The sequence below is a fragment of the Singulisphaera sp. GP187 genome, from assembly GCF_900129635.1.
Taxonomy (GTDB): Bacteria; Planctomycetota; Planctomycetia; order Isosphaerales; family Isosphaeraceae; genus Singulisphaera.
In genome coordinates, this window is the sequence record NZ_FSRB01000001.1 from 1,266,091 (window position 1) to 1,281,754 (window position 15,664).

At 63.8% G+C, this 15,664-nt stretch carries 9 protein-coding genes; 2 read left to right on the top strand and 7 right to left on the bottom strand.

The window, feature by feature from the left end:
• Window positions 1–139: 139 nt before the first annotated feature.
• From BUS42_RS44740 to BUS42_RS04930, 3 genes are all read right to left on the bottom strand, one after another.
• The gene (locus BUS42_RS44740) at window positions 140–1,402 is read right to left on the bottom strand and encodes a hypothetical protein (RefSeq protein ID WP_254053312.1); all 1,263 of its coding nucleotides are present in this window, start codon (window positions 1,400–1,402) and stop codon (window positions 140–142) included.
• The gene (gene pilM / locus BUS42_RS44745; protein ID WP_254053313.1) at window positions 1,402–2,643 is read right to left on the bottom strand and encodes a type IV pilus assembly protein PilM; all 1,242 of its coding nucleotides are present in this window, start codon (window positions 2,641–2,643) and stop codon (window positions 1,402–1,404) included. The genes BUS42_RS44740 and pilM overlap by 1 nt, the downstream gene beginning before the upstream one ends.
• A 507-nt stretch (window positions 2,644–3,150) precedes the next feature.
• Window positions 3,151–6,321 (bottom strand): hypothetical protein, encoded by a 3,171-nt coding sequence (locus tag BUS42_RS04930; protein WP_254053314.1) that lies wholly within the window; start codon window positions 6,319–6,321, stop codon window positions 3,151–3,153.
• Between the two features lie 264 nt (window positions 6,322–6,585).
• On the opposite strand from BUS42_RS04930, the gene BUS42_RS04935 reads away from it, so the two are divergent.
• Window positions 6,586–6,873, top strand: coding sequence for a hypothetical protein (locus BUS42_RS04935; RefSeq protein ID WP_074305749.1), 288 nt, complete (start codon window positions 6,586–6,588; stop codon window positions 6,871–6,873).
• Between the two features lie 130 nt (window positions 6,874–7,003).
• Here BUS42_RS04935 and BUS42_RS04940 read toward each other — a convergent pair whose 3' ends face one another.
• Entirely contained in the window at window positions 7,004–8,026 is a 1,023-nt protein-coding gene (locus BUS42_RS04940) for a M28 family peptidase (RefSeq protein ID WP_074305751.1), read from the bottom strand.
• A 55-nt stretch (window positions 8,027–8,081) separates the two neighbouring features.
• Window positions 8,082–8,666, bottom strand: coding sequence for a Maf family protein (locus BUS42_RS04945; protein WP_074305753.1), 585 nt, complete (start codon window positions 8,664–8,666; stop codon window positions 8,082–8,084).
• A 126-nt stretch (window positions 8,667–8,792) separates the two neighbouring features.
• On the opposite strand from BUS42_RS04945, the gene BUS42_RS04950 reads away from it, so the two are divergent.
• Complete coding sequence (locus tag BUS42_RS04950) at window positions 8,793–14,117, top strand: PVC-type heme-binding CxxCH protein (RefSeq protein WP_254053315.1); 5,325 nt, start codon at window positions 8,793–8,795, stop codon at window positions 14,115–14,117.
• Window positions 14,118–14,245: 128 nt separating this feature from the next.
• Here the strand turns inward: BUS42_RS04950 and BUS42_RS04955 are convergent, their stop codons facing one another.
• Both BUS42_RS04955 and BUS42_RS04960 read right to left on the bottom strand, forming a co-directional pair.
• Window positions 14,246–14,836: a hypothetical protein gene (locus BUS42_RS04955; protein ID WP_074305756.1), complete on the bottom strand. Its 591-nt coding sequence runs from the start codon at window positions 14,834–14,836 to the stop codon at window positions 14,246–14,248.
• Window positions 14,833–15,387, bottom strand: a complete 555-nt coding sequence (locus BUS42_RS04960) for an RNA polymerase sigma factor (protein WP_074305758.1) — start codon at window positions 15,385–15,387, stop codon at window positions 14,833–14,835. Before BUS42_RS04960 ends, BUS42_RS04955 begins: the two co-directional genes overlap by 4 nt.
• Window positions 15,388–15,664: the final 277 nt, after the last annotated feature.

Consider the following 15,664-nt stretch of genomic DNA (forward strand, 5'->3'; position numbering starts at 1 on the left):
GTTGCGGCGACCTTCGGGGTTGATTGGATCGGAGACGTCTCGGCCCGCGGGCGATCGATCACCCGCGACGTGCCGGCTCGAGACGTTGAAGTCGATCGGAAGGCGGCGGGGAAAGACCGCCGCGATCGGACGGGTCAGGTCACTTGGGTGTCGCCGGCGCGGCCGCGGGAGCCGTTGGGGCTGCCGTGGCCGGCGTGGCAGGCGTGGCCGCCGCTCCCTGGATCATCGCCTTCTGGACTTCCTGGGACTGCTTGAGTGACTCCTTCGCGATCTCCTTTTCCCGATCGGCGGTGATCATCGTTTTGTTCGTCTCGGCTTCAAGGAGCGACTTGTTGATCTCTTGAAGCTTGGTCACCCGCTCTTCCGGGGTTTTCGGCTTATCCTCGGGTTTCGGTTCTTGCCAGACGAACTGGAGCAGGAAGTCGGTTCGCGTGTGCTTGACCAGCTTCTTGGCCTCTTGCCCCGCCATCCCGCCATAACCGCTTCCCATCCCGGGCATCATCCCAGGCATCATCCCGGGCATCATCCCGGGCATCATCCCTTCGCCGCCCATCATGCCGCGGCCACTGCTCATTCCCCCTTCCATACCGGGCATCATGCCGGGCATCCCGCCCATTCCGGGCATCATGCCGCCTTCGCCCCCCGCGGTGGCGGTGACGGCCGGCTTCGCACGGTCGAGAATCGGGATGGTCGTGCTCGCCAGACCGTTGGTCATGCTCGCCTTTTCGTTGGTCCATTCCGGGTCGGGAAGGGCCCAGGCGACGGTCGGGTGATGGATCCCATAGAGCCGCAGGTCGGCAGCGTTCAGCTTGGGAAGGATCTTCTTGATGATGAACAGGACCGGACCGTGGTCGGTGCGGAGCAGGCTGTTTTCAGGGATCTTCAGTTCTTTGGCGTCAGGGTAGGGATTGTAGTGGTGGCCGATGACCTGGATCACCCAGCCCGGGCCGGTGGGGGGCTTGGCGCGATCGAGCTGGTGCATCATGTCCTTGCCGACTTTGGTCAGCCCCGTCGGAGCCGGAGCGTTGAACCACTCGGTATCGAGGTCTTCACGCCAGGCCGGCTTGATGGCGTCGATATGGACGCGGAGCCGATCGAGCCGGCTCTCGTCGGACGGCTTGTTGGGATCGAGCTTATAGTCCCGAACCGGGTCGGGCAGGTGGTCGTTGACGATCTTGAGAAAGTCGGGCCACTTGGCGCGATCGGTCGTGCCGGCGACCAACTTGTCACCCTCGTCGAACTTGGCCTTCCACTCGGCCTTGGCCGCGTCGAACTCGGAAGCGAAGCCGGCTCCCTTGGTAGTCGTGCTCTTGGCTTGAGCGACCGCGTCAGTGAACGGCTGAGTGTTGACCTTGGCCAGGACCCGGTAGTCGCCCAGGAACAAGGCCGAGAAGCCAAGCATCAGCAGCGCCGACGCCGCCAGCGCCCACGGCTTCTTGGCCCGGATGATCCGGATCTGCTCGATCTCGGGGGGAGCAGGTTCGTGCGGAGTGGGCTCTTGCTCAACCCCTGGAGTGCCAGGCCGTAGACGACGCCGAACGACGGGAGGTTTTCCTGGAACTGAGGGGAAGTCTTGACGTCGTCGCCGGCCAGGCGGATGAACGACTCCAGCTTCTCAACCTCATGGCTCAGGTTCTGCTGCAGGAACTTCTGAAGCCCGGGGAGCTTGAACCCGTTGCCCAGGCCGACCACCTTGGCGATCTTGGCGTTTCGGTTGACGCTGCCGTAGAAGCCGATCGAGCGGTTGATCTCGCTGGCGAAGTCGTTGAACACGCCACGCATCGCGGTGAAGATCGACCGCGGGTCGGGGGCCTTGGTGGCGTTCCGCTTCAGGTGCTCGGCCTTGGCGAAGGTGAGCTTCAATTCCTTGGTCAGAGCGCGGGTGAAGTGGTTGCCGCCGATCGGCACGTTCCGCTGCCAGATTCGGATGCCGTCGGTGATGATCAGGTCGGTGTTATCCGCGCCAATGTCGATCAGGACGATCGACCCCTTCTCACCCCCCGACTTGGCCGGCGGCTTGGCCTCGCCCGCTTCGCCCTCGGCGCCCTCGGCCGCCGGTTCCGCCCCCGGGAAGGCGGGGGGAGGCCCCTCCTTGATCTGGTCGAACGTGATGTAGTTGTACAGCGCGATCGGACCCATCTGGACGATGTCCACCTCGATTCCGCAGACGCGGAACGGCAGAATCGCCCGATTGATCTGGTCGCGCTTCATGGCGAAGAGACCGACCTCGGCCATCGTGAAGTCTTCGTCGGCATCCGCGTCCTCGTCGCCGATCTGCTGGTAGGCCCAGACGACCTCCTCCAGCGCGAACGGAATCTGCTGCCGCGCCTCGAACTTGACGATGTCGGGGATCCGCTTCTTCTCGACCGGCGGAAGTTTGATGAATTTGACCAATCCGGCCTGACCCGGCACGGAGATGGCGACCTTGCAACCTTTCAGATCGTTGCGTTCGAGGAAGGTCTCAAGGGCCTCGCGAACCAGTTGATCGGGATCCGCGTCCGGTTGGCTGAGGATCTTGGGATATTCCACGTAATCGAAGGCTTCGGCCACCACATGATCGGGCGTTTCGCCCGGCACCAGCTTTAGCGCTTTCAGTGCGGCCTGGCCAACGTCGAGCGCCCAGACGGCCTGGATCTTCGCCATGCGGTCAGTCTCCTGTCGCGCCCCCGGGGGGCCCTATCGCAAGTTGTTTTGATCGGTTGTGGTGCAAACTCAGAATCCCGACCAGAAAAGGCCGGGAGCGGCTGTGCCATGTACGTCGAGCCCGCTTCCTTCAGAAAAATGCCTCACGCTAGCACAGGGGCGAACCCAGCGTCAACGCAATGCAAAAAACCCGCCGCTCCGGTTCATGGAACGGCGTAAGGTCTGAAGGTCGACCGGGATCGGCGGGGCATCCGTCAGGTGGCGGCTCCATGGAAATTGGACGCCCACCGTGGCGGATAGTTCCCGAGGCTTGGAAATTGACCGGGGGCCGGAACCTTGACCGGTTCGCTTCTTCCGCTCGGATCGCTGTAGTTTAACATACGATGGGGCGCGCGGCGCGGTTCGCGCCCATTCGGCCGTCGGTTCAGCCCGGGCGTGCGATTTCTCGCCAATCCGCCCGAGCCGTTCGTGAGAACCGGCCACGCAAATCGGGAAGGGGGGGAACGCTTATCGTCGTGCGCGGCTGCGCTTGCCGGTGGCCGTGGCGGGAGCGGGGGCTCGGCCGCCCGCGGGCGCAGCCGGCTTCGAGCCGGGGACGGTCCGTTTGACCGGATGATCGGCGTACTGGTCGGGTCGACCGGGGGCCGATCCCTCGACCGTCTCGATCTTGAGGTCGTCGAAATAGGCATCGCCGAATCCGGCCAGGCCCAGGGTCACGGTCATCACGCCATCGGCCGGTACCCGGCGGAAGAGGACCACCTTGGAGAACTTGGGGATCGAGCCATGATTGCGGAATTGCAAGGTTTCGCCACCGATCGAGTCGGTGATGATGATCCCGCCCTGGCCCGGGGTCGAGGGGTTCGACTTCTGGACGAGCACTGAGATCCGCAGGAACTGTCCGGCCGTGACTCGGATCGGTGGGGTTCGGATGGCCGCGGCCGGGAAATCGAAGAACGGCGCGAATGAGTCGATCGACCGATTCTCGGCCGGTTTGACCGTCATCTTCAGGAACCGCTGGTCCGGATCGTCGTCGCTGGGGACCGTCGAGACGTGTGAGGTGATCCCGTCGAGCTGGTAGCTCTGGTTGATCCAGCCCGACGACTCAAGCGCGGAGTGGTTGTCGAACGACCCCCCCTTCACGAGGTTGGCGCCGAACGATCGGGCCATCCAGTCGAGCCAGATATAGTGTTGGGGCAGGGTGTAATAGCTCACCAGCGGCGGGCTGGCCAAGGGCATCAGGTACATGGGCGTCCGATTCCTGGCGACCTCTTGTTCCGCCTTGAGCTCATCAACACTCATCCGCCCGCGGCGGGTCGGAGCGGGCTTGGGCGGTTCGGGATTGACCAACTTGGCCATATCGGCATAGCCCTTCGACCACTGCGCAAACATCAGGTGGCGAAGCGTTCGGCCCGCCCGTCTGGCTTCGGACCAGGCCAGGGGGTATTCCATCCGCTCGAAGTTTTCCTGGGCCGTTTTGATCATCGAGTCAGCCAGCTTCAGAAGCTTTTCTTCTTCGTTGGGGGGGCGGGCTCCCACCGCCAGTCGGGGAATTTTCGGGTCGTTCGGGTCGTAGAGGGAGTGGCCATCGGCAACCAGGCGGTTGGTGGTCTCCTCGACCATTTTCAGTTGAATTCGGGCTTGCTCGATCGCGAGTTGGCAGGCGCGAGGGCGGACGCCACTGATCGCGTCGAGGAGTCGATCGGCCATGCCGTGGTCGGTCGTCACCAGGATCAGGCTGGTGCAGCTGAAATCGGGCAGGGTGATTCGGATCCCGCCCGGCACGCGCACACGCTGTTCGATCGCCTTGACGTCCCCCGGGCTGATCTCGAACGCCTGGGCCGATTCGGGGGCCTGGATGGTGATATTGAGGTTGTGCTTGGCCATCTGGGAGGGTTGAAACTGCGCCCCACCGGCGAAGTCGGTGACCAGGAGCAGCATCGCCTTGTGGTCGAGCGTACCGATCCCGGCCGCCTTGATACTCGGGTGTGGCCTCATCTCTTTGGTTTTGGCGACCTGCAAGGTGGGCGAGCTTCCCAAGGGAGGGAGCACGGGGGGATCGGGATCGTAGGTGTTGTAGAGCGGAATCACACCCTTGCCGTTGGCCAGGATCGACTCGCAGAGGTCGATCTCTTCGTTGAGAAAGGCCATTTCGATCAGGAGCGCTCGTCCTTCGTCGGTTGTTAGCCCCGCATCTCCCCGATAACCGATGCCTCGGTAACCGGCGGCCAAGGCGAGGTACGTGTTGAGTCGGAGTTGTTCCGGCTGAACGCGTGGCCTGCCCCAGGACGGCGGTTGGTCTTGGCCCCAGATCGAGGTCTGGACCGAAAGCGGGGCGGTGGCCGGAAGCCACGCGAAGTAGAGCCCTTCCTGATTATCCAGGGCCGTGAGGTCGCGCCGTTGCTTTAAGAAGTTGTAGGTGTCCGTCGGCTCCTGCGCGGAGCCCCAGGCATTGGGGCTGATCGCCATGATCGAGAGCCGCTTATGATCTCTGGCAAACAGCCGATGCTCACCGTCGACCTCGGCGGTTGTCAGATGAGAGATGTTCTGGGGAAGCTTCCGGATGCCGGCCACCGTGGCCCGGATCCGCTCGAGTTCCAGCTTACGCGCCTCGAGATCGATGGCGCTGCCCAGGTGGCTCCCCAGGTTCCAGAACGCGACGCTGTCGCGGAACGGAAAATCCTTGGCGGCGGCGACCATTCGCTCGGATTCGATCGGTTTCCCTTCGAGCGTGGCGTCGAGGCCGGGCATCAGCAGGAAGCCCCACTTCACCGCCTCTTTGATCCGCACCGGATCGGTGTCGACCTTCACGGCGAGCACGTCGAATCCATGATGGCTGAGTTGAGCGACGTCGGCTTCAGGCGCGTCGATGGCCGTGATGAGCCAGTCGTAATCCCGATTGTCACTCCCGCGACGCAGGAGCTTGTTCATGTTATCGAGTTTGACGCGCGCTGCGCTCGGTGCCTCGGACTTTGGAGTTTCGGGATTCGATTCCGACTCGGGCAAGGTCGGGCTCGGGGGCGCTGGTTTGTTGTGCGCGGCCACCGTGTCCGGGGGGACGGGGGAGATCGCCAGATCGTCGAGGAAGACCTCGGTTTCCCCGGCGCCCCCGAAGAGGTTCACCGCCACCCGTTCGAGATAGGCCCCCTCGATGTCCACCAAACGACTGGTGGACGCCCGGAGCACCCGCGCCTGGCGCTCGATCGACGGGCGCAGGTTCGTCAACTCGATCCGCTGCCAGCGATCGCTATTCTCGTAACCGGTCCCGGAGATCATCACGAAGGACGGTTGACCCGTGTTCGGGTCGATGTCCTTGGGCAGGACCACCCGGCCGTAGATTCGGACGCCGACCCGGTTGGAGCGGACGAACAGTTCGACCTTCAGATTCTCGCTGACGACGACCTTGGGGAGGGGATAGCTATAGTAGAAGGAGCTACCGACCCCGGCGGTGAAGTGGAACCGCTCCGAGGTCTGGCCGGTGTGCGCCGCGCGACTCGAGCGCTCGTGCTCCTGGAGATTGATCGTGGCGTCGGTCTGCTCCTGACGCCAGACCGGCCTCGGCGTCTCGAATCCGTCCCGGAGGATCTCGCCCGGCTCATCCGCGCCCCGAAGCCAGGCCGCCGAGACCGAGATCAAGGCGGTCGATACCAGCAGGACGACCCTCGTTCGACGGAAACTCATCGCCGTGACCTCCATGTCTCAGCTTCCAACCGGCGCAAACCAGTCCGTTCCTAGACTTGGACGCCAAAACCTATCCTAGAGTTGGACGCCTGATCCTAGCGGGATCGTCCAAAGCCGGGAAGATCAATGCGTTAACCCGTCATTCCGCTGCCCAGGTCTTCGTAATTGTTAAACCTCGCTTAAATTGCCAAATTCCGACGATCGGTACGCTTTAGCCAAAACGACGTGGTAAGTTAAGGGTAGCACCTTTGATGAGGAACATCGATGATCGACCTATCGACGAGGTCCGCTCAGCCGTCGAGCGACCTTCTGCCGAGTGAACTTTTGCAGTTGCGGGATCTGGTTCAAACCCAGCCGGCAGGCGTCCGCGCTGAGTTGGAGCCGCTCCTGGACGATGTCCTGGAACACGCCCTGTTTCGCGGCCGGATCCTTTCGGTCGCCCGTGACGCCCTGGAGCGTCTGAGGCTCGACCTCGACATGGCCCTGTTCGATCTCGACGCCACCCGCCGCGAACGCGAAGCGCTTCGCGAATTGCTCGGCGATCGGAACTGAACCCTCACGTCAACTCCATTCGACGCGGCCAGGGACGGCCGAGCGTTGGGACTCCTCAGTCCCCCCAAGAATGCAGACAGGTTGCCCGCGGTCGCCGATCCACGGAACCGCGGTGGAACCGTACTCGACATTAGCGCCCGCGGGTGCGGGGCAACGCGAGCCAGGCGGTGACAACCCGGCCCACTTCCACCATGCTGGCCCCCGAGCAATTTTCCGGGAGGTCTTGCGCGGTGTGCCAGTACGGATAGTCGAAGTCGATCACGTCGATCGTGGGGATTCCACCGTTGTTGAGCGGCAGGTGATCGTCCATCACCGCGCGGCCGACCCGATTGCGGAACGCGGTGGCCTTCAACTGCCGCGCCACGGCCCAGACCTCCTTGACGAGCTTCGGGGCGAGGTTGAGGCTGTGCGGCTCCTGCTGGATCTTCAAGTTCTTGCCGCCGACCATGTCGAGCACGAGTCCGGCTTCGTACTCGAAGTCGGGATGACGGCCCTCCACGCCTTCGACATAGACCCGCGCGAACTCCTTGGAACCGAGGAAGTATTCGCCGTCCCGGCCGTAGACCAGCTCCTCACCGTCGAAGAGGACGAGGTCGATCCCCCAGGACGTGGGCAAGGTCTTCAAATGGTGGGCGATCTCCATCAGGAGTGCGACTCCCGAGGCGCCGTCGTTGGCGCCGATGAACGGAACCGACCGCAAGGCCGGGTTCGGCTCCTCGTCGGGGAAGGGGCGGGTATCGTAATGGACCCCGATGACCACCCGCTCTTTCCGCTCGGGATGCCACGAGCCCACCAGGTTGGCCATGGCGACTCGCTTTCCGCTCTTCGGATCGACGCCGGTGAACGGCTGCTCGACGACCTTGGCACCCATCTTCTGGAAGTGGGCTGAGACCAGGGCCCGCTGCTTGGTGTTCGCGGCCGAGCCCGCCGGACGCGGGCCGATCGCGCAGATTTGGGTGAGGTATTGGTACGCCCGGTCGCCGTCGATCGGCGCGGGGACCGGCGTCGGCGCGGCTTCGGCTGAGGTCGGGCGGATCCGTTGCGAAAACGGCAAGGCCACGGCGAAAACCAGCCCGATCAGAACCAGGATCGCAAGGGGTGCGGTAAGGATCGGCATGGGAAGCCATCGAAGGAACTGAGGGGGGCGCCGCATCGGCTCGACTCCTGGAAAGGAAACGGGTGGCTGCCCCCATCATACGGGGGCGGTCTTAGCGTGTCAGGCTCGGAAACTCGCGGAGCAGGGCGGCGAGCCGCTCCATCGGCAAGCCGACCACGTTCGTGAAGCTTCCCCGGGCAACCGAGACGAATGGGTCGCGGTCCTGAACGCCGTACGCTCCCGCCTTGCCCGCCCATCGGTTCGAGTCGAGGAACGCGCGGCGCTCGGCATCGTCGAGTACCCGGAACCGGACCACGCTGACCTCGACCGCGCCCACCCACTCATGGCGCTCGGCGCGGTAGAGGCAGACCCCGGTGAGGACTTCGGTATCGCGCCCTTCCTGGAGCCGGATCATCCGCTCGGCGTCGGCCCGGTCCAGCGGCTTGTTGAGTATCTCGCCCTCGACCGCGCAGGCGGTATCGGCCGCCAGTACGAGCCCCTGACCTCGCCGTCGCGCCACCGCCGCTGCTTTCCGCCAGGCGAGCATCGCCACGTAGTCGACCGCAAGGGTGCCGGGCGCGGGATCGGGTTCGTCGAAGTCGGACGGGTCGACCTCGATGGCAAAGCCGGCTTCCGTGAGAAGTTGCTTTCGCCGGGGTGACGCACTGGCCAGGATCAAGGGAACGGTTGTGGGCATGCGCGGCGACTCGGAGGACCTACGGTTGGGGGTTGGCGATCGTATCGCCGGTGGACCCTTGCCAACAAGCGAGAAAGAGACGACTTTCTGAAGTCAGTTCGTGTTCGCCGGCTGAGGAGATTCGCGATGTGCCTTCGATCCTGCCTCTGTTGCTTCCTTTTCGTCCTGATCGCCTCATCGTCCCATGGCGACTCGGGCGATGGGAATCGCTTGACCTACCTCGAGGAGCGCAACCCCTATTACGTCGGTCTCAAGTTCCCCAAGCTCATCACTCCGCAATGGGTGGGCGAAGCCGGAGTTGAGGCGGTCGTGGTCCTGGCGATCGACGACCTCAAGGATAACGTGCCGGTCTACGAAGCCTATCTCCGGCCGATCCTCGACCGACTCAAGCAGATCGACGGCCGCGCCGGCCTGAGCATCATGACCTGCAAGGCCGACGGCGCAGACCCGAGGGTCCAGGCCTGGCTCGCGGAAGGGGTCAACCTCGACGTCCACACCCTGACCCACCCTTGCCCGTTGCTCCAGAAGGACGACTTCGCCGCAGCCCAGGACACAGTCCATGGCGGCGTCGACCTCTTGAACGGAATTCGCGGCAACAAGCCCGTGGCGTTTCGGATGCCTTGCTGCGACTCGCAGAATACCCCGAGCCCTCGGTTCTATGCCGAGATCTTCAATAAGACGAGTCCGGGCCGGCACTTCCTGACGATCGACTCGTCGGTCTTTCAACTCTTCACGCCCGATGACCCCTCGCTGCCGCGCGAACTGGTGCAGGATCCCGACGGCCGGGAGCGGTTCCGCAAGTACATCCCGTTCCCTTCGTTCACGAACTACGTCGAAAACTATCCTTATCCCTACGTGATCGACAAACTCTGCTGGGAGTTCCCGTGCAGCGTTCCGAGCGACTGGGAAGCTCAAAATCTTCAAAAACCGAACAACCCCAAGACGGTTGAGGATATGAAGGCGGCCCTTGATGCCGTAGTTTTGAAGCAAGGGGTCTTCAACCTGGTCTTTCATCCCCACGGCTGGATCAAGTCGGAGCAGGTCGTCGAGTTGATCGACTACGTGGTGGCCAAGCACGGCAAGAAGGTCAAGTTCCTCAATTTCCGCGAGGCCCAGGAGCGGCTCGACAAGAACTTGCTCGGGGGCGAGTCGCTCCGCGCACCCAATGGGCAAGACAATGGCGTGCGCGTGCTCGACCTCGATAATGACGGGTTCCTTGATGTCGTGATCGGCAACCATAAAACACGGGAAACCAGGCTCTGGATCCCGAGTGAGCAGCGCTGGAAGGTTGGCCGTTTCCCCATGTCAGTGGCCAACACCACGAGCCATTTTGGGGTTTTTAACAAGTTCTTCGTGAATTGGGGCCTCGTTCAATTAAAGTATGTGCAATTTGTGCTGTCTCATCATGACGCCGGCGTGAGATTTGGCACCTTTGGCCCCCACGCCCTGACGTTCATGGTGGCGAGAGCGGAACCCCAGCCCCTCAGTGTTGTCTTCCAAGCCGTACGCCGAACCTTGCTGTCGATCGTGGGTCCGAGAGCGACGGAAGAAACGGTCAGCCTGTTTCACGACGGGCAATGGACCGAAACCAAGAAGGGGGGGACGCTCCCCGACCTGAGTCGCCTGGCCGTGGAGAATCGTCCCGTCTTCACAAGCCGGGCCGGTGTCGATCGCGGAGTGAGGCTTCGGGATCTGAACCATGATGGGACGACGGAGGTGATCGTCTCGAACCCAACAGAGAATGTGGTTCTTTCCTGGGATTTCGCCGGGATGCAGTGGGAACGCCTTCCCTTTGCGTTGCCTGATTTCGCACGGATCGTCGATGGTTCGGGACGCGACGCGGGGCTCCGATTTGTTGATATTGATGAAGATGGTGATGTGGATGTGATTGCCTCGAATGACGATGGGTTCACGATTCAACTCTACCGGGACCAACCGGAGGTTGGCGCCTTTTTTGGCTCCAACTGGAAGAATTCGGGCTGGATCCGTAACGTCATGAACGGCCCAGCCCAGGCGGCCGGCGCCATGCCCAAGATTGTGTCCGGGGGGAAAAATCTCGGGGCCTGGGTCCACTCGCGCCACCTCTGGTGGCAGAACGAGGCGACCGCCAAGCTTCCCAACCTCGTCGATCGTCGCGCGTTCAACGACCTTCTCCAAGGGGTGGAGTCGAAGGCGAAATCCCCCGAGGCCTCGCGGCGCTCGATCCGGGTCAATCCCGGATTTGCCGTCGAGCTCGTCGCCAGCGAACCGTTGGTGGAAGACCCGATCGCGTTCGATTGGGGGGCCGACGGCCGGCTCTGGGTTCTCGAGATGGGCGACTATCCCCTAGGCCGCGACGGCAAGGGAAAAGCCGGCGGAGTGATCCGCACGCTCGAGGACACCAACGGCGACGGCCGGTACGACAAGGCGACCCTCTTTCTGGATGATCTCGCCTATCCGAGCGGTCTACTTCCCTGGCGCAACGGGGTTTTGGTCGCCGCCGCTCCGGACATCTTCTATGTCGAAGACCGTGACGGTGACGGCAAGGCCGATCACCGCGAGGTTCTCTTCACCGGCTTTCGGGAGGGGAATCCGCAGCACCGGCTCAACGGGTTCGAGCTTGGCCTCGACGGCTGGGTCTACGGGGCCAACGGGGATAGCGGTGGCGAGGTCCGCTCGATCAAGACGGGGGCCACGGTCAACATCAACGGCCGTGACTTCCGGTTCCAGCCCGACGACGGCCGGTTCGAGGCCGAGAGCGGCCCGACCCAGTACGGCCGGCATCGCGATGACTGGGGAAACTGGTTCGGCAACAACAACCCGAACTGGGCCTGGCACTTCGTCCTCGCCGACTCCGACCTGCGCCGCAACCCTCAGTTCGCCGCGCCTGACCCGAAGCAGATGCTCGAGGCGGATAATAAACTTTACCCCGTGAGCCGGACCTTGGCCCGGTTCAACGAGCCGCATTCGGCCAACCGGGTGACTTCGGCCAACAGCCCCACCCCGTATCGCGACGACCTGTTCGGCCGCCATTTCGAGAGCAGTCTCTTTGCCAGCGATCCGGTTCACAACCTCGTTCACCGGATGATCCTCGAACCGGATGGGGCGACGTTCGTCGGGAAACGCGGACCCGACGAGGCCGAACGCGAATTTCTCGCCTCGACCGACAACTGGACCCGGCCGACGATGCTCAAGACTGGGCCGGACGGAGCGCTCTGGATCGCCGATATGTACCGCGCGGTGATCGAGCATCCCGAATGGATTCCCGATGATTGGGAAGCCAAGCTCGACCTCCGCGCCGGCAGCGAGCAGGGGCGAATCTATCGTGTTCACCCGGTGGATCAGAAGCCTCGACCGATCGCCCGGCTCGATCGGCTCGATACCGCGGGGCTGGTCGCCGCACTCGACAGCCCGAGCGGCTGGCAGCGCGACACCGCGCAGCGACTCCTGCTCCACAAACGCGACCGAGCGGCGGCCGAGCCGTTGCGCACGCTCGCGGCCAAGAGCACCCGGCCGAAAACCCGCTTGCAAGCGCTCTGGACCTTGCAAACGCTCGAGGAACTGACCGCCTCGACCGTGATCGGTGCCCTGTCCGACCCTCATCCCCAGGTGCGCCGCAATGCGATCAAGGCGGGCGCGGGGCTGCTGAAAACCGCTCCCGAACTCGGAGAGGCGATGCTTCGCCTGACCGGCGATCCTGATCCCCAGGTCCGGTTCCAGCTTGCCTTGAGCCTGGGTGATTGGCCTGACCCGCGCGCGGGGCGGGCCCTCGCCACCTTGATCCAGCGCGACCCCGGCGATCGCTGGCTCCGCGCGGCCGTGCTCAGTTCGGCTGCGCCTCATGTCGGTTCGATCATCACCGCACTCTTTGAGAACGCGAAGGCCGAGGCTCCCCCCACGGCGATCCTCGACCCGCTCTTCGCCCTGGCCGCGACCGCAAAGGACCGCGAAGGTCTCGCGCCCCTGGTGGAGACCTTGAGCACGCCCGCGGGGCAGGGGGGCGAGTTCGCCTCCTGGCAGTTCTCGGCCCTGGCAAGCTTGCTCGATGCCTCGGCCCGTGCCCGAAAGCCCATTGCCGAGGCCGACCTGAAGCGATTCGGGCCGATCCGGGAGGCGGCTCGCGGTCGCGCCGGCGATGACAAGGCCGGTGAAGAGGATCGACTGGCGGCGGTTCGGTTGCTCGGCCGTGACAAGGAGTCAGAAGCCCTCGATCGCGCCTGCCTGGTCGGCCTGCTTCGTCCGCAAGTCTCCGGAGGACTTCAGCAGGCTGCCGTGGCCGCCCTCAGCCGAGGCGACGACCCGAAAGTGCCCACGATCCTGATCGACGGCTGGAAAGGACATTCACCGCAACTTCGAACCGCGATCCTCGACACGCTCCTGAGCCGTGACCCTTGGACCAAAACCCTGCTCTTCTCGCTCGAGGACAGCTGCTTGCCCCCCGCCGAGATCGGACCCACGCACCGTCGCAGGCTCCTGAGCCATCGTGATCCCGCGATCAAGGCCCGCGCAGAGGCCCTTTTCTCGCGTGAGACGAGTACCCGGCAGGAGGTTATTGCCGCATACCAGACGGCCACGACCTTGCCAGGCAACGTGGCTTCCGGTGCCGCCTTGTTCAAGAAAGTCTGCGTGACCTGCCATCGGCTCGGCCAGGAGGGAGCCGAGGTTGGCCCTGACCTCGCGGCCTTGACCGACAAATCGCCCGGAGCTCTCCTGGTGGCGATCCTTGACCCCAACCGGGCTTTGGAAGCGAAGTACGCCAACTTCACGGTCCAGACGACCGACGGCCGCGTCTTGACCGGTCTGATCGCCAGCGAGACCGCGACGGCCGTGACGCTCCGACGCCAGGAAGGCAAGGAGGATATCCTGCTGCGTGCGGAGATCGAGGAGATCGCGGCCTCCGGACAATCGCTGATGCCCGAAGGCTTGGAGAAGGACCTCAAGCCGCAGGATGTTGCCGACTTGCTCGCGTTCCTGGGGACGACCGGTCCCCCGCCGAAGCAAGTCGAAGGCAACCGGCCGGAACGGGTGGCGCCTGGACCCGACGGAACGATCGCCCTCCGGGCCGAGTCGGCCGAGCTTTATGGCGACACCCTCACGTTCGAGGCCAAGCACAAGAACCTCGGTTATTGGGGACGTCCTAGCGATCGCGCGGCCTGGCAGTTCGTGACCGAGCGACCTGGCCGCTACCGCGTCTGGATCGACTGGGCGTGCGAGAATGGCTCGGCAGGCAACAAGCTCTTGCTCGAACTCGGCACGCAACGGATCGAGCAGCCCGTCGAGGGGACTGGCGACTGGGACACCTATCAGTCGGCCAACATCGGCGAGTTGACGCTCGCCCCAGGCGTCCATCGGCTCGAACTTCACTCCGCGGGGCCTGTCAAAGGGGCCTTGTTCGACCTCCGTTCGGTCGAGCTCCGCCCGGTTCCGGACACCGCCAAGCCCACTCCAGCGGGAACGTGCTCCAACCCATAGGAGGTCGTTGCAGCCTCTTTGGGTTGGATGGAGACTGAACTTGGCCCCGCAGCCTCACGACGTCAGGCTGCGGGGCCGTGCCAAATGGCATGCGTTGGGGATCGGTTCCGCACGAAGCGATTGACCACTCACGGCTCTTTTTTTCCGGCTGGTCGCTGGCTCGCCTCGATCCGTTCGATCAGCCGGGACTCGACGCGGAGGATCTGCTCCCGGATCGTCAACTCGGCACGCTCGATCCGGACGTCGGTCAAGAGGACCGCGGCGAGGATCAGCAAGGCGAGGCCCGTGGCCAAGATTGGCATCCCGGCCGCCTCCCGCCCGAGGCTCAAGGAGACCAGGGACAAGGCCATCACCGTGGTGAGGGTAAATCCAAACGCCATGCGCGCGGCCAAGGTCCGCTGAGAAATAAAGCTTCCTCTCCCTCGGGTGAGAATCCAGGTGGCCAATAACGTCCAACTGAGGCCGAAGCACGCGAAGAGGGCGAGCAGCCGTCTGACGGCGACGGGCGTTGTCGCCGGCTCGGTGAAGGCGAGTGACCCACAGACCAGGCAGGCGATGAGGCCGGCGACGCCCACGGCCACGAACGGGACCAGTCGTGACCCGGACAGTTGAGTCTCCCACTGCGAATGGAGCTCGGCCTCATGGCGCTGTTGGATGGCCGGGTCGGGCGAGTCGAGACCAAGCAAGCGCTCGCCCAGTGCGTCGTTCGGGTCGGTCATGACCGTTCTCCTTGTCGTTCGAGAATTTCACGGAGGGATTTCTTGGCCTTGAAGAGCCGGGACTTGACCGTGCCTGGTGGAATGCCGAGCACTTCCGCCACCTCGTCGATGCTCAGGTCCCGGAGGAAGAACAGGGTGAGGACCTCTCGGTCGACGCGCGGGAGCTGGGCGAGCCCGTGATAGACCAGCTCGGCGTCATCGACGGAATCGCACTCAGGCTCTTGGGTCGACTCGACGCGCTCGGCGGCGTCGAGGATGCGGTCGCGGGCATACTCCTCACGGTGGTGGCTCATCACCGTGTTGCGGGTGACGGCATAGAGCCAGACCGGCAGTCGGCGCGGGTCGCGCAATGAGCGGATTCCCCGCAGGACTTGGAGCCAGACCTCCTGGAGGATCTGCCAGACGTCCTCTTCGTTCGCCACCAGCCGTCGGACATAGAAGAAGAGCTTGCGTTCCCAGTCGCGAACCAATTCCTCGAAAGCCGCGGGCTCCCCACGTTGGCAGCGCAGGACGAGGAACTCGAGTTCATGAGCTTGTCGGGTCGTGGGCACTGCCGGTTTCCCCCTTGGCCTGGTCACCATTCTCTAGTCGAGAAACCGGCCAGTCCGGTTCATCGGGGTGGAGGGGTATTTACTGCGGACCCGGAGTCGAGTAACTTAAACCCCTGTTCGCTCGCCAACGACGATCCTGTCGACAAATGCGATCTCTGCGGTTCTTGCGGGGTGGGTTTAACGATTCCCCCGTTGGGAACACCCGTCGCACAGGACCAGCGTGGGCGAGCCGCTTGACATCCACGATCGATTGGGCGACCCTACGATTCGGCCTTGA